At 63.1% G+C, this 14339-nt stretch carries 12 protein-coding genes; 6 read left to right on the top strand and 6 right to left on the bottom strand.

Features of this window, described 5'->3' with window-relative positions; all coding sequences use genetic code 11:
* The first annotated feature begins 402 nt into the window (after nucleotides 1-402).
* The 3 genes from IFU31_RS19895 (at nucleotide 403) to IFU31_RS19885 (ending at nucleotide 3224) form a co-directional block, all read left to right on the top strand.
* Entirely contained in the window at nucleotides 403-1626 is a 1224-nt protein-coding gene (locus IFU31_RS19895; protein WP_185794116.1) for an MFS transporter, read from the top strand.
* Between the two features lie 34 nt (nucleotides 1627-1660).
* Nucleotides 1661-1936, top strand: a complete 276-nt coding sequence (locus IFU31_RS19890) for a GIY-YIG nuclease family protein (RefSeq protein WP_192053484.1) — start codon at nucleotides 1661-1663, stop codon at nucleotides 1934-1936.
* A 352-nt stretch (nucleotides 1937-2288) separates the two neighbouring features.
* The gene (locus IFU31_RS19885; protein ID WP_192104326.1) at nucleotides 2289-3224 is read left to right on the top strand and encodes a glutathione S-transferase family protein; all 936 of its coding nucleotides are present in this window, start codon (nucleotides 2289-2291) and stop codon (nucleotides 3222-3224) included.
* 222 nt (nucleotides 3225-3446) lie between these two features.
* On the opposite strand, the gene yejK is transcribed toward IFU31_RS19885, so the two are convergent.
* On the bottom strand, nucleotides 3447-4454 hold the full coding sequence (gene yejK / locus IFU31_RS19880) for a nucleoid-associated protein YejK (RefSeq protein ID WP_192104324.1): 1008 nt from the start codon (nucleotides 4452-4454) through the stop codon (nucleotides 3447-3449).
* Between the two features lie 408 nt (nucleotides 4455-4862).
* Here yejK and IFU31_RS19875 point away from each other — a divergent pair, with 408 nt between their 5' ends.
* Complete coding sequence (locus IFU31_RS19875; protein ID WP_122479627.1) at nucleotides 4863-5144, top strand: HU family DNA-binding protein; 282 nt, start codon at nucleotides 4863-4865, stop codon at nucleotides 5142-5144.
* 160 nt (nucleotides 5145-5304) lie between these two features.
* Here the strand turns inward: IFU31_RS19875 and rlmF are convergent, their stop codons facing one another.
* From rlmF to IFU31_RS19850, 5 genes are all read right to left on the bottom strand, one after another.
* Nucleotides 5305-6258, bottom strand: coding sequence for a 23S rRNA (adenine(1618)-N(6))-methyltransferase RlmF (rlmF, locus tag IFU31_RS19870; RefSeq protein WP_192104322.1), 954 nt, complete (start codon nucleotides 6256-6258; stop codon nucleotides 5305-5307).
* A 123-nt stretch (nucleotides 6259-6381) separates the two neighbouring features.
* Nucleotides 6382-9228 (bottom strand): valine--tRNA ligase, encoded by a 2847-nt coding sequence (locus IFU31_RS19865; RefSeq protein ID WP_192104320.1) that lies wholly within the window; start codon nucleotides 9226-9228, stop codon nucleotides 6382-6384.
* A gap of 220 nt (nucleotides 9229-9448) precedes the next feature.
* Complete coding sequence (locus tag IFU31_RS19860) at nucleotides 9449-9832, bottom strand: DNA polymerase III subunit chi (protein WP_192104315.1); 384 nt, start codon at nucleotides 9830-9832, stop codon at nucleotides 9449-9451.
* A gap of 7 nt (nucleotides 9833-9839) precedes the next feature.
* Nucleotides 9840-10268 (bottom strand): DNA polymerase III subunit chi, encoded by a 429-nt coding sequence (locus IFU31_RS19855; protein WP_192104313.1) that lies wholly within the window; start codon nucleotides 10266-10268, stop codon nucleotides 9840-9842.
* 122 nt (nucleotides 10269-10390) lie between these two features.
* Nucleotides 10391-11881 carry a leucyl aminopeptidase gene (locus IFU31_RS19850; protein WP_192104311.1) on the bottom strand — a complete coding sequence of 497 codons (1491 nt, stop codon included), beginning with the start codon at nucleotides 11879-11881 and terminating at the stop codon, nucleotides 10391-10393.
* Nucleotides 11882-12143: 262 nt separating this feature from the next.
* Here IFU31_RS19850 and lptF point away from each other — a divergent pair, with 262 nt between their 5' ends.
* Both lptF and lptG read left to right on the top strand, forming a co-directional pair.
* Nucleotides 12144-13268 (top strand): LPS export ABC transporter permease LptF, encoded by a 1125-nt coding sequence (lptF, locus tag IFU31_RS19845; protein WP_192104309.1) that lies wholly within the window; start codon nucleotides 12144-12146, stop codon nucleotides 13266-13268.
* The gene (gene lptG / locus IFU31_RS19840) at nucleotides 13255-14316 is read left to right on the top strand and encodes an LPS export ABC transporter permease LptG (protein WP_192104307.1); all 1062 of its coding nucleotides are present in this window, start codon (nucleotides 13255-13257) and stop codon (nucleotides 14314-14316) included. The genes lptF and lptG overlap by 14 nt, the downstream gene beginning before the upstream one ends.
* The last annotated feature ends 23 nt before the right edge of the window (nucleotides 14317-14339 follow it).

Genomic DNA, 14339 nt, shown 5'->3' with positions numbered 1-14339 from the left:
CGGGGAATGTGGGAACGGTGTAGGAGCGGTCCGTGGCCGCGGAGGGTGCGCTGCGGTTCGCCGGATACACCGCGGCGCCTGCTTCGCGGCCGATGACCGCTCCTACGGGGAATGTGGGAACGGTGTAGGAGCGGTCCGTGGCCGCGGAGGGTGCGCTGCGGTTCGCCGGATACACCGCAGCGCCTGCTTCGCGGCCGATGACCGCTCCTACGGGGAATGTGGGAACGGTGTAGGAGCGGTCCGTGGCCGCGAAGGGTGCGCTGTGGTTTCGATGGCACACTGCTGGCTGGGCATTTGCCATTGCTGGCAATACGCTCTACGCTTCCTCGTTCAAAGCCGTATCAAGAGACCATCAGGCGTTCGCGTTCTGGCAATGGTCCGCACTTTCGTTTCTGGACCCTTATGCCTACTGCCAACTGTACCGCTTCGAGCAGCGACGTCGTGACGCCGTTGCATAAACCCTGGTTGCTGATCCTTGGCCTGGTGCTGGTGGCGCTGAACCTGCGTCCGGCCTTGTCGAGCATGGCGCCTTTGCTCGCGCAGGTCTCGGCCAGTCTCGGCCTGAGCGGCTCGACGGCCGGCCTGCTGACCACGCTTCCGGTTCTGTGCCTGGGTCTGTTCGCACCCTTGGCGCCTCTGCTGGCACGGCGTTTCGACAGCGAACGGGTGGTCTTGGGTGTGTTGCTCGTGCTGGCCGCCGGCATTGCCCTGCGCAGCCAATTAGGGGTGTGGGGATTGTTCATCGGCAGCCTGGTGGCCGGCGGCAGCATCGGGATCATCGGCGTGTTGCTGCCTGGCATCGTCAAGCGCGACTTCGCCCGACAGGCCGGGACGATGACCGGCGTCTACACCATGGCGCTGTGCCTGGGGGCAGCGCTGGCCGCCGGTTCCAGCGTTCCCCTCAGCCAGTATTTCGATGACAGCTGGCGCATCGGTCTGGCGTTCTGGATGGTGCCTGCATTGCTGGCGGCCGTGTTCTGGCTGCCACAGACGCGGCAAAAGCACGGCGTCCAGCGTGCCCGCTATCGTGTCAGTGGCTTGTTCCGCGATCCCTTGGCCTGGCAGGTCACGCTGTTCATGGGCTTGCAGTCGTCGCTGGCCTACATCGTCTTTGGCTGGCTGCCGTCGATCCTGATCGGCCGGGGCTTGTCTGCCGCCGAGGCAGGACTGGTCATGTCGTTCTCGATCATCGTGCAGTTGCCCAGCGCACTCACTGTGCCTTGGCTGGCCACCCGCGGTCGTGATCAGCGCTTGCCAATTGTCGCGGTGATGGCGATGAGTCTGGCCGGTTTGTTCGGCCTGCTTTACGCACCATTGAGCGGGATGTGGGGCTGGGCGATCGTGCTCGGGCTGGGGCAGGGCGGAGTGTTCGCACTGGCGTTGACCCTGATCGTGCTGCGCTCGCGGGACGCCCATGTGGCAGCCAACCTGTCGAGCATGGCTCAAGGTGTGGGCTATACCATCGCGTCGATGGGGCCCTTCGCGGTAGGGTTGGTGCACGACATGACGGGCGGCTGGAGCGCAGTCGGGTGGGTGTTTGCCGTGATTGGCATCGCCGCCACGGCGGCGGGTATGGGGGCCGGGCGTACGCTGCATGTGCGTGCGGTGGCGACGAAGGTGGAATGATGCCGCGGGTTTGCCTACAGGCGTTGCTGAATCAATGACCGACATCACGCCACCCAAGCCCTGGTATGTCTACCTGGTCCGCGCGGCGAATGGCTCGCTCTACTGCGGCATCAGCGACGACCCGCAGCGCCGTTTCGCCAAGCACCAGAGTGGCAAGGGCGCGCGTTTTTTTCTCTCAAGCCCGGCAGTGGCATTGGTGTACTACGAAACCTGGCCCAGCAAAGGTGAAGCGCTGCGCCACGAGCGGCTGATCAAGCGCCTGCGCAAAGTTGCCAAGGAGCATCTGGTAGCGTCTTTCCGCCCCCTGTAGCAGCGGCGCGAGCCGCGTCCGGTGGCACCGCGTTCATGCAGGCACAGCGCATACACCGCCGACGCGGCTTGCGCCGCTGCTACAGAGCACGCAATCCCTGTAGCAGCGGCGCGAGCCGCGTCCGGTGGCAGCGCGTTCATTCAGGCACCGCGCATACACCGCCGACGCGGCTTGCGCCGCTGCTACAGAGCACGCAATCCCTGTAGCAGCGGCGCGAGCCGCGTCCGGCCGTATCGTGTTCATTCAGGCACAGCGCATACACCGCCGACGCGGCTTGCGCCGCTGCTACAGGGGTATGTGCTCTGCGCGCGGGCGAGTAAGCTGTGAGCTTTCCCACCCTGCTGGAGCCGATATGTCCGACTTGATCCTGCATCACTATCCGACCTCGCCGTTCGCCGAAAAGGCCCGCCTGATGCTCGGCTTCAAAGGGCTCGCATGGCGCTCGGTACTGATCTCGCCGATCATGCCCAAACCCGATCTGACGGCGTTGACCGGTGGCTACCGCAAGACCCCGGTGTTGCAGGTGGGCGCCGATGTGTATTGCGACACGGCCCTGATCGCTCGCCGTCTGGACCAGGAAAAAGCCTTCCCGTCGCTGTTGCCCCAAGGCCAGGAACTGACTGTCGCCACCTTCGCCGCCTGGGCCGATTCTGTGCTGTTCCAGCATGCGGTCAGCCTGGTATTTCAACCCGAGTCCATCAGTGCCCGTCTGGCGCGCCTGCCGGAAGACGCTGCCAAGGCGTTCATCGCCGATCGCATGGCGCTGTTCCAGGGTGGTACGGCCACTCGTTTGTCGGTCGAGCAGGCCAAGCATCAGTGGCCGACGTTCATGACGCGCCTGGAACAGCAGCTGCAGGACGCAGAAGGCGATTACCTGTTTGGCGAACCTACTTTGGCAGATTTCTCCCTGGCCCATCTGTTGTGGTTTCTCAAGGGCACGCCGGTCACTGCACCGCTGGTGGATATCTATCCCGCCATTCATGCCTGGCTGGGGCGCGTGCTGGGCTTTGGCCATGGTACCTACAGCGACCTGAGTGCCGATGAGGCACTGGCGATAGCCAAGGCGGCTACTCCGGCAGCCTTGCCTACGGAAACGTTCGAAGACCCCAATGGCTTCAAGGTCGGCGATCAGGTGAGCGTGGCGGCAGTGGACTACGGCGTCGACCCGGTGTGTGGAGAGTTGTTGTTTGCCGGTGCCGAGGAATTGATCATAAGGCGCGAAGACGAGCGCGCCGGGATGGTGCATGTGCATTTCCCACGCGTCGGTTTTGCCCTCGCGAAGCAGTAACGGCCTTACGTTCAGCGCGTTACACCGCGGCGCCTGCTTCGCGGCCGGTGACCGCTCCTACGGGATGTCCGCGATGTGCAAGGGCCTGGTGTGGGAGCGGGGCGGGCGGCTGAGCCCTCTGCCCGCGAAGGGCGCGCTGCGGTCTGATTGACACACCGCGGCGCCCGCTTCGCGGCCGGTGACCGCTCCTACGGGGTGCAGGCGAACCTCCGCAGGCTCAGCTCAATCCTTGCGGCGTTTGAGCTGGTCGGTCAGTTGGGACGGCAGGCCCTTGATGATCAAGGTGCCAGCCTCTTCATCGTAGTCGATCTTGGAACCCAGCAAGTGGGCTTCGAAACTGATCGACAGCCCCTCGGCACGCCCGGTGAAGCGGCGAAACTGGTTGAGGGTGCGCTTGTCCGCCGGGATCTCGGGCGACAAGCCGTAATCCTTGTTGCGGATATGGTCATAGAAGGCCTGGGGGCGGTCTTCATCTATCAGCCCCGACAACTCCTTCAACGTCACCGGCTCGCCCATCTTGCTCTGACTGGTGGCGTAGTCCACCAAGGTCTGGGTTTTCTCCCGTGCGGACTCTTCGGGCAGGTCTTCGCTTTCGACGAAGTCGCTGAAGGCCTTGAGCAGTGTCCGCGTTTCTCCCGGACCGTCGACGCCCTCCTGGCAGCCGATGAAGTCGCGGAAATACTCCGAGACCTTCTTGCCGTTCTTGCCTTTGATGAACGAGATGTACTGCTTGGACTGATTGTTGTTCTGCCACTCCGACAGGTTGATGCGGGCCGCCAGGTGCAACTGCCCCAGGTCCAGGTGCCGCGACGGTGTGACGTCGAGCTCGGAGGTCACCGCCACGCCCTCGCTGTGGTGCAGCAGCGCAATGGCCAGGTAATCGGTCATGCCCTGCTGGTAGTGCGCGAACAGCACATGCCCGCCTGTGGACAGATTCGATTCTTCCATCAGTTTCTGCAGGTGCTCGACGGCCGTGCGGCTGAACTGGGTGAAGTCGCGACCCTCGTCCAGGTAGTCCTTGAGCCAGCCGCTGAAAGGGTGCGCGCCGGACTCGGCATGGAAGAAGCCCCAGGCCTTGCCCTGCTTGGCGTTGTAGCTTTCATTGAGGTCGGCAAGCAGATGTTCGATGGCGCTGGACTCGGCCAGCTCGCTGTCGCGCGCGTGAAGCACGGCGGGTGTGCCGTCGGGTTTCTTGTCGATCAAATGGACGATGCAGTGACGGATCGGCATGGGCTTCTCGGCTGGTCTGTTTGACGGGCACGGTGGACGTGGCGGGCCGTGCGGCAAAGGGGCGAAGTGTAACGTAGATAGGGGTTTTACGGCTTGCTGGTGACGGGCGCGTGCGCTGAAACGACGAAATCGTCTACTTTTCGGCCAAACCCATGATAAAGCTGAATAAAAGGACCGCTTGTGGCGGATATTTGTCTGGCTCTGTGCTAGTTTTGCCCGGTCTTGCGGCCCACAAGGCCGTGAAGCCCCGCAGAGAGCGGCTTTCGAGTCGAACCAAACGCCATTCTGGGTATCTACAATGGCGATTGGCATGACCGAAACGTGAGCCCCGGCGGACGTCGCACGCCCGGCTCCGACTTACGCTGCACTTTGCAATCCAATTGAATTTGATAGGGAAGGTACACCACCATGGCATTAACCAAAGACCAACTGATCGCCGATATCGCTGAAGCTATCGACGCGCCGAAAACCACCGCGCGCAACGCTATCGAGCAGCTGGGCCAGATCGTTGCCGATCAATTGGAAAATGGCAACGAGATCACCTTGCCTGGTATCGGCAAGCTGAAGATCACCGAGCGTCCTGCCCGTACCGGCCGTAACCCTTCGACCGGCGCTGCCATCGAAATCGCTGCCAAGAAAGTCGTCAAGTTCGTCCCAGCCAAAGTGCTGACCGATTCCGTCAACAAGTAATTGTAACGGCTCGACGAACCGTGCCGCGGGTCAACCCGGGCGCGGTTTTTTTGTGCCGGCGAAATGTATCCGACCCTGTGGGAGCGGGCTCTGCCCGCGAAGGGCGCGCCGCGGTACGCCTGATACACCGCAGCGCCTGTTTCGCGGCCGATGGCCGCTCCTACGATGTCTGTAGTGAGGTAAACCAGCTGTTACGCGCCTGTTCGGGCAGGAAGGTCCAGGCGACGAAACGGCTTTGCTTCTGGCCCTGACCCATTTCCACCACGCGTACCTGCACCGCCTGGACCTTGCTCAGGGTCGCCTGGATGGCCGCAAGGTTGGAAGCCTTGGACACCAGCGTAGAAAACCACAACACCTGCTTGCCCAGCGCCACGCTTTCGTTGATCAACTGGGTCACGAAGCGAATCTCGCCTCCTTCACACCACAGCTCGTTGTTCTGCCCACCGAAGTTCAGCACCGGCAGCTTGCGCTTGGGATCGGCCTTGCCCAGTGCACGCCACTTGCGCTGGCTACCACGCGTGGCATCCTCCAGCGAAGCATGGAACGGTGGGTTGCACAGGGTCACGGCGAACCGTTCCTCGGCGCCTATCAGTCCCTGCAGAATCTGCCGTGGCTGGCCCTGCAGGCGCAGAGTGATGGCCTTGCCCAGCTTGTTCGCCTGGACGATGGTATTGGCCGAAGCCAACGCCACCGGGTCTATGTCGGACCCCACGAACTGCCAGCGATAGTCACTGTGCCCCAGCAATGGATAGATGCAGTTGGCGCCCACACCTACATCCAGTGCCTTGACCGCAGTGCCTCTGGGAATCTCTGCTCCGTTGCTTTCGGCCAGCAGGTCCGCCAGGCAATGCAGATAATCGGCGCGCCCGGGGATGGGCGGGCAGAGGTAACCCGCCGGAATATCCCAGTGCCGAATGCCGTACAACGCTCCGAGCAGGGCCCGATTGAATACCTTCACCGCTGCCGGGTCGGCGAAGTCGATGCTTTGCTTGCCATACGGGTTGAGAATGACGAACCGGGCGAGGTCCGGGTGGGCCTTGATCAGTTGCGGGAAATCGTAGCGGCCCTGGTGGCGATTGCGCGGGTGCAGGGTGGGTTTTTGCGGGGTGGACATGGGGAGGTTACCGGTGAGGCTGCCGGCCTCTTCGCGGGCAGAGCCCGCTCCCACAGGGATCTACTGGGTTGCATAGATCTCTGTGGGGGCGAGCAGCGCCCGCGATGAGGCCCGCAAGACGAATTACAGGCTGGCGATCCGCGCGTGCTGTTCGGCCAGCTTGGTCAATGCCTGTTCGGCTTCGGCCAGTTTGGCGCGCTCTTTGTCGATGACGGCGGGAGGCGCCTTGTCGACGAAGGCCGCATTGGACAACTTGCCGCCCACGCGTGCCACTTCACCATTCAGACGCTGGATCTCCTTGTCCAGACGCGCCAGTTCGGCGTCCTTGTCGATCAGGCCTGCCATGGGCACCAGCACTTCCATCTCGCCGACCAGCGCGGTGGCACTCAGAGGCGCCTCCTGGCCATCGGCAAGCACGGTGATGGATTCCAGCTTGGCAAGCTTGCGCAGCAAGGCATCGTTCTCCTGCAGGCGACGCTGGTCCTGGCTGCCGGTGTTCTTGAGGAACAGGGCCAGCGGCTTGCCTGGACCGATGTTCATCTCTCCACGAATGTTGCGCACGCCCAGCATCAGGCCCTTGAGCCACTCGATGTCGTCTTCGGCCGCCGTATCGATGCGGCTTTCGTTGGCCACCGGCCAAGGCTGCAGCATGATCGTCTTGCCCTGCACACCGGCGAGCGGCGCCAGGCGCTGCCAGATTTCTTCGGTGATGAACGGCATGAACGGATGCGCCAGGCGCAGGGCCACTTCAAGCACGCGCACCAAGGTGCGGCGAGTACCGCGCTGACGCTCGATCGGAGCGTTTTCGTCCCACAGCACAGGCTTGGACAGCTCCAGGTACCAGTCGCAATACTGGTTCCAGATGAACTCGTAGAGCGCCTGGGCAGCCAGGTCGAAACGGAACTGGTCGAGGTGGCGGGTCACTTCGGCTTCGGTGCGCTGCAGTTGCGAGATGATCCAGCGATCGGCCAGCGACAGCTCGTAGGCTTCGCCGTTCTGGCCGCAATCCTCGCCCTTGTCGAGCACGTAGCGCGCCGCGTTCCAGATCTTGTTGCAGAAGTTGCGATAGCCTTCGACGCGGCCCATGTCGAACTTGATGTCACGACCGGTGGACGCCAGCGAACAGAAGGTGAAGCGCAAGGCGTCGGTGCCGTAGCTGGCAATGCCGCCTTCGAACTCGTCGCGGGTCTGCTTTTCGATCTTCTTCGCCAGTTTGGGCTGCATCAGGCCGCTGGTGCGTTTTTCCACCAGGGCTTCGAGCTCGATACCGTCGATGATGTCCAGCGGGTCAAGCACGTTGCCCTTGGACTTGGACATCTTCTGGCCTTGGCCGTCACGCACCAGGCCATGTACGTAGACGGTCTTGAACGGCACCTGCGGCGTACCGTTCTCGTCCTTGACCAGGTGCATGGTCAACATGATCATCCGGGCAACCCAGAAGAAGATGATGTCGAAACCGGTGACCAGCACGTCGGTGCTGTGGAATTTCTTCAGAAATTCGGTCTGTTCCGGCCAGCCCAGGGTGGAGAAGGTCCACAGGCCCGAGCTGAACCAGGTATCCAGTACGTCGTTGTCCTGGTTGAGCGTCACGTCGGCGCCCAAGCTGTGCTTGCTGCGCACTTCCTCTTCGCTGCGGCCGACATAGACCTTGCCGGACTCGTCGTACCAGGCTGGAATGCGATGGCCCCACCAGAGCTGCCGGCTGATGCACCAGTCCTGGATGTCACGCATCCAGGAGAAGTACATGTTTTCGTACTGCTTGGGTACGAACTGGATGCGTCCGTCTTCGACGGCAGCGATGGCTGGCTCCGCCAAAGGTTTGGTGGACACGTACCACTGGTCCGTCAGCCAAGGCTCGATGACCGTACCGGAGCGATCGCCCTTCGGCACTTTCAAGGCATGGTCGTCGACGCTGACCAGCAGGCCGGCGGCGTCGAACGCGGCGACGATCTGCTTGCGTGCCTCAAAGCGGTCCAGGCCGGCGTATTCGCCGGGCAAGGTGCCGTCCACGCTGTCGTTCAGGGTCCCGTCAAGGTTGAACACCTGGGCACTGGCCAGCACCTGGGCATTCTTGTCGAAGATGTTGAGCAGCGGCAGATTGTGGCGCTTGCCGACTTCGTAGTCGTTGAAATCGTGGGCCGGGGTGATTTTCACGCAACCGGTACCGAACTCAGGGTCGCAATAGTCGTCGGCGATGATCGGAATCCGGCGGCCTACCAGTGGCAGTTCGACGAATTTGCCGATCAAGGCCTGGTAGCGCTCGTCGTTCGGGTTCACCGCGACGGCGGCGTCACCGAGCATGGTTTCCGGGCGCGTGGTGGCAACGATCAGGAAGTCGTTGCCTTCGGCGGTTTTCGCGCCGTCTGCCAGCGGGTACTTGAGGTTCCAGAGGAAACCCTTTTCGTCGTGGTTTTCCACTTCCAGGTCGGAGATCGCCGTGTGCAGCTTGGTGTCCCAGTTGACCAGGCGCTTGCCGCGGTAGATCAGGCCGTCTTCGTGCAGGCGCACGAACGCTTCCTTGACCGCTTCGGACAGGCCGTCATCCATGGTGAAGCGTTCGCGGCTCCAATCGACCGATGAGCCGAGGCGGCGAATCTGGCGGCTGATGTTGCCACCGGACTGGTCTTTCCATTCCCAGATCTTTTCCAGGAATTTTTCCCGGCCCAGATCATGGCGATTCAGCCCCTGGGCTTCGATCTGACGCTCGACCAGCATCTGCGTGGCGATACCGGCGTGGTCGGTGCCAGGCTGCCACAGGGTGTTGCGACCCTGCATGCGACGAAAACGGATCAGCGCGTCCATGATGGCGTTGTTGAAACCGTGGCCCATGTGCAGGCTGCCAGTCACGTTCGGCGGCGGAATCATGATGGTGTAGGAGTCGCCGGCACCTTGCGGGGCGAAATAGTTCTCGGCCTCCCAGGTCTGGTACCAGGAAGTTTCGATAGCGTGCGGCTGGTAGGTCTTATCCATGCGCGGCGGGACCCTATAAGGCATTTATTCAAAGAAAGCCGGGAAGTATAGCGGGGATATGGCGGCTATGGGAGGGACGCGGGCTGCGTAGGAGCGGTCCGTGGCCGCGATGGGCGCGATTCGGTATGGCTGACACACCGCAGCGCCTGTTTCGCAGCCGATGACCGCTCCTACGGTGGTAGGCGAGCGGTCCGTGGCCACGAAGGCGCGGGGGAGGGTATCAGCCCTGGTTGAGCAACCTTTCCATGCGCGCTTCGAGGCGGCGCTTGATTTCGGTTTCGATGTGAGGCGCGAAGTCGTCGATCACATCCTGCATGATCAACTGGGCCGCGGCGCGCAGTTCGGCGTCCAGGTGCAACAAGGTATCCTGGCGATTCTGCGCCGGGCTGGGTGCCGCTGCCGGTTCCGACGGCAGGGCCGCCGGTGTAGTGGCCACGGGTTCGTCGTGCAGTTCGAACAGCAACGGCACCTCGGGCTCGCTGCGAACCACGGCGTCGGTCAGCAACGGTGGTTGCAGAGTGTCGTCGCCGAGCAGCTTGCGGATCGACTCGAGGTCGTCCAGCAGGTGTACGGATTTGGGCAAAGGCTTGGTGTTGTTGTCCATCTTGGGCTCAAAGTCGCGATAAGCGGTGGTCTTGCAGAGGATAGCCTTGTTCACGGTAGAAACGAAAACTCTCCCGGGCGGCCTGACGAATAGCAGGGTCTTCGACGACAATTTCGGCAACGCGCGCGAACTGGCTGGCAAAGCCTGGAACGTTCAAGGCCAGATTGATCAGGAGATCGTCATGGCCTGCCGCCTGGGCTGCGATGCCCAATGTGACGGGCGCGTGAGGGTCATCCTCTTCAAGGCTGTGGGGCACGAAGCTTTCACCCTTGAAACTCCACAGACGTGCGTCCAGTGCCTCGCGCTGGGCAGCGTCGGTGCAATGAACGTACACCCGGTGACCCAACCGCCAGGCTTTTTCAGCCAACTTGCAGGCGAAATCCAGGCGTGCGGCGGGCAGGGGAGTGGGCAGAACATAGAAGTCGACTTGGGGCATGGTGTGTTCCTGGTGCTTGAGACCGAGTCGCCCTCTTCGCGGGCAGAGCCCCCTCCCACAGGAAGCATGCTTGTGTGGGAGCGGGGCTCTGCCCGCGAAAAGACCGACGCGGACTTGAGGCATTACACCCCGGCGCGGTCCAGCAGGTACTGGGTGAGCAGAGGCACCGGACGACCGGTGGCGCCCTTGTCCTTGCCGCCACTGACCCATGCCGTGCCGGCAATGTCCAGGTGCGCCCACTCGTAGGCCTTGGTGAAACGGGACAAGAAGCAGCCCGCGGTGATGGCGCCGCCCTTCGGCCCGCCGATGTTGGCGATGTCGGCGAACGGACTGTCCAGTTGCTCCTGGTACTCCTCGAACAGCGGCAGCTGCCAGCAGCGGTCGTCGGCCTGCTTGCCGGCTTCCAGCAGCTGGCCGACCAAGGCCTCGTTGTTGCTCATCAGGCCCGTGGTATGGCCACCCAGAGCCACAACGCAAGCACCGGTCAAGGTCGCGATGTCGATCACCGCGCGCGGGTTGAAGCGCTCTGCGTAGGTCAGCGCGTCGCACAGCACCAGACGGCCTTCGGCGTCGGTGTTGAGAATCTCCACGGTCTGCCCGCTCATGGTTTCGACGATGTCGCCAGGGCGCGTCGCGCGATCACTGGGCATGTTCTCGGCGCAGGCCATCAGGCACACCAGGTTGATCGGCAGCTCCAGCTCCAGCACGGCGCGCAGGGTGCCGAACACGCTGGCAGCACCGCACATGTCGTACTTCATCTCGTCCATGCCGGCGGCTGGCTTGATGCTGATGCCGCCGGTGTCGAAGGTGATGCCCTTGCCGACCAGCACGTACGGCTGCTCGGATTTCTTCGCGCCTTGATAGTTGAGCACGATCAACCGCGGTGGCTGCGCACTGCCCTGGGCTACGGCCAGGAACGCACCCATGCCCAGTTCCTTGAGCTTCTTCTCGTCGAGAATCTCGACCTTGAGGTTCTTGTGCGCCTTGCTCAGGCTCTTCGCGGCTTCGGCCAGGAAGCTGGGGTGGCACAGGTTGGGCGGCAGGTTGCCCAGGTCCTTGGTGAAGCTCATGCCACTGGCAATCGCCTTGGCGTGGGCAACGGCGCGTTCGACGTCGGCCTGGCTGGATTTCTGGGTCAGCAGGGTGATCTTCTGCAACGCGCGCGGATCGGCCTTCTTGCTCTTGAAACGATCGAACACGTACTCGCCATCGAGCAGGGTTTCTGCCAACAGGCGCGTTCTGCCATAGGCATCGCGGCCCTTGACGGTCAGTTCGTCGAAGGCAAACACGGCATCGCTGCCGCCCAGGTTCTTCAGTACGCCGTAGGCAGCGCTGGCCAGTTTGCGCCACGGGCGGTCGGCCAGTTCGTCGTCCTTGCCGCTGCCCACCAGCAGCAGGCGCTCGGCCTTGAGCGCTGGCACGCCCGGCAGCAACAGGGTCTGGCCCGCACGCCCGGCGATGTCGCCGCGCTTGAGTGCAGCGCTGATCAAGCCGCCGCTCAGGCCGTCGATCTTGCTGGCAATGGCGCCCAGGGCGCGTTCTTCGCCAATGGCGACGACCAGGGTCGCGGTTTTAACTGATTCGGCAGCAACGCTCTTTACAACCAATTCCATATCCAGAACCCCTGATTCTAGGTCGATGCTTGCGCAAGACGGTTCGCGCGAAAGCAGCCAGTTTGACCCCAGCCCCAGCCCGCTCGCAACCTTTGCATGGCGGTAATTGTCCACCCGATGCCGCTGTTAAGTGACAGGCACAGCCTTTCACAGGATAATGCGGCGACTTTTTACCTGGCCCGCTCACGCGGGCCGGCCCCTGTCCTGGCTGCTACGTTCCCCTGTCGGGCTGCCTGCGCGCGACGACCCTGGAGTGTCTGGTTTGATCGTTTTCCGTTATCTGTCCCGTGAGGTCATGATCACAATGAGCGCCGTGAGTGCCGTGCTCCTGGTGATCATCATGAGCGGGCGCTTCATCAAGTATCTGGCCCAGGCGGCGTCCGGCATCCTGGACCCCGGCGTGCTGTTCATGATCATGGGCTTCCGCCTGCCGGGCTTCCTGCAACTGATCCTGCCGCTGGGCCTGTTCCTGGGCATCCTGCTGGCGTATGGGCGGCTGTACCTGGAAAGCGAGATGACCGTGCTTTCCGCCACCGGCATGAGCCAGCAGCGCCTGTTGGCCATCACCCTGGCTCCGGCGACGCTGGTCGCCCTGCTGGTGGCGTGGTTGAGCCTGAGCCTGGCTCCGCAGGGCGTTGCCCAGGTCGCCACGATCATCAACCAGCAGGACGCCATGACCGAATTCGACACCCTGGTGCCCGGTCGCTTCCAGGCGTTGCGCGATGGCACGCGGGTCACCTACACCCAGAGCCTCTCGGAAAACCGCGTCGATCTCAGCGGCGTGTTCATTTCCGAGAAGCGCATGTCCCAGGACAAGTCCAAGGACCGCGGGATCTCCGTGCTGGTGGCTGAAAAGGGCCGCCAGGAAGTGCGCGCCGACGGCAACCGCTACCTGATCCTGGAAAACGGCTTCCGCTACGACGGCAATCCGGGCGAGGCCAACTACCGCGCCATCCAGTACGACACCTATGGCGTGCTCCTGCCCAAGCCCGACGTGAGCAGCGACATCACCGACCGCGAAGCCATCCCCACCGGCGAGCTGTGGGGCAGCACCGATCCACGGCCGCGCGCCGAGCTGCAGTGGCGCCTGTCACTGCCGGTGCTGGTATTCATCGTGACCTTGATGGCGGTCCCGTTGTCACGGGTCAACCCGCGCCAGGGACGCTTCCTCAAACTGCTGCCGGCGATCCTCCTGTACATGGCCTACCTGACTCTGCTCATCGCCGCGCGTAGCGCCATGGAAAAAGGCCGCCTGCCTGCAGCGCTGGGCATGTGGTGGGTGCACGTGCTGTTCCTGGCCATCGGCCTGCTGCTGATGTACTGGGAACCGATGAAGCTGGCCCGTGCCAGCCGTCGCGCCAAGGGGGTGACCCATGGTCAAGCTTGATCGCTACATCGGCAAGAGCGTGGCGGTCGCCATCCTCGCGGTGCTGGGCATCATTCTCGGGCTGGCTTCGCTGTTCGCCTTCATCGACGAAATGGGCGACATCAGCGACAGCTACACCTTGCTCGATGCCGGCAAGTACGTTGCCCTGACCGCGCCGCGGCGGGTCTACGACATGCTGCCGATGGCGGCCCTGATCGGCTGCCTGATCGGCCTCGGCAGCCTGGCCAGCAGCAGCGAGTTGACCATCATGCGTGCGGCGGGCGTCTCGGTGGGGCGCATCGTCTGGGCCGTGATGAAGCCAATGCTGGTGCTGATGGTGGTCGGCGTACTGGTGGGCGAATACGTCGCCCCGCCGGCAGAGAACAAGGCCCAGGCCGAGCGCTCGCTGGCCCTGGGCAGTGGCGATGCGCAAAGCGGCAAGCACGGCATGTGGCACCGCCAGGGTGACGAGTTCATCCACATCAACACGGTGCAGCCACGCGGCCTGCTGTACGGGGTGACGCGCTATCGCTTCGACGACCAGCGCCACATGCTCAGCGCCAGCTTTGCCCGCAAGGCGCAATACGACGGCGATCACTGGCAGTTGAGCGAGGTCACCACCACGCTGTTTCACGCCGATCGCAGTGAAGTGGTCAAGGCTCCCGAGGAGCGCTGGGATGTTTCCCTGACACCTCAGTTGCTCAGCACCGTCATCGTCGCACCCGAAGCGTTGTCCATCTCCGGGCTGTGGGGGTACATCCACTACCTGGCCGACCAGGGCCTCAACAACGGTCAGTACTGGCTGGCGTTCTGGGTCAAGGTGCTGCAGCCGCTGGTAACGGCGGCATTGGTGTTGATGGCCATCTCCTTCATCTTCGGTCCATTGCGCTCGGTCACCCTGGGCCAGCGCGTGTTCACCGGTGTGCTGGTGGGCTTCGTGTTCCGCATTGCCCAGGACCTGCTCGGGCCTTCGAGCCTGGTGTTCGGCTTTCCGCCGCTACTGGCGGTGGTGTTGCCTGCGGCGATCTGCGCGGTGGCGGGACTCTGGCTGCTGCGACGCGCCGGCTAGCGCCTGGCGATCACCTTCGAACC

It is taken from the genome of Pseudomonas sp. CFBP 13602, assembly GCF_014842725.1.
Lineage (GTDB): Bacteria > Pseudomonadota > Gammaproteobacteria > Pseudomonadales > Pseudomonadaceae > Aquipseudomonas > Aquipseudomonas baltica.
The sequence above is the reverse complement of the archived record's forward strand: the minus strand, read 5'-3'. Positions and strand labels throughout refer to the sequence as shown.

Coding starts and splice junctions, on each gene's coding strand:
- IFU31_RS19895 (WP_185794116.1), top strand. CDS start 403: ATGCCTACTGCCAACTGTACCGCTTCGAGCAGCGACGTCGTGACGCCG.
- IFU31_RS19890 (WP_192053484.1), top strand. CDS start 1,661: ATGACCGACATCACGCCACCCAAGCCCTGGTATGTCTACCTGGTCCGC.
- IFU31_RS19885 (WP_192104326.1), top strand. CDS start 2,289: ATGTCCGACTTGATCCTGCATCACTATCCGACCTCGCCGTTCGCCGAA.
- yejK (WP_192104324.1), bottom strand. CDS start 4,454: ATGCCGATCCGTCACTGCATCGTCCATTTGATCGACAAGAAACCCGAC.
- IFU31_RS19875 (WP_122479627.1), top strand. CDS start 4,863: ATGGCATTAACCAAAGACCAACTGATCGCCGATATCGCTGAAGCTATC.
- rlmF (WP_192104322.1), bottom strand. CDS start 6,258: ATGTCCACCCCGCAAAAACCCACCCTGCACCCGCGCAATCGCCACCAG.
- IFU31_RS19865 (WP_192104320.1), bottom strand. CDS start 9,228: ATGGATAAGACCTACCAGCCGCACGCTATCGAAACTTCCTGGTACCAG.
- IFU31_RS19860 (WP_192104315.1), bottom strand. CDS start 9,832: ATGGACAACAACACCAAGCCTTTGCCCAAATCCGTACACCTGCTGGAC.
- IFU31_RS19855 (WP_192104313.1), bottom strand. CDS start 10,268: ATGCCCCAAGTCGACTTCTATGTTCTGCCCACTCCCCTGCCCGCCGCA.
- IFU31_RS19850 (WP_192104311.1), bottom strand. CDS start 11,881: ATGGAATTGGTTGTAAAGAGCGTTGCTGCCGAATCAGTTAAAACCGCG.
- lptG (WP_192104307.1), top strand. CDS start 13,255: ATGGTCAAGCTTGATCGCTACATCGGCAAGAGCGTGGCGGTCGCCATC.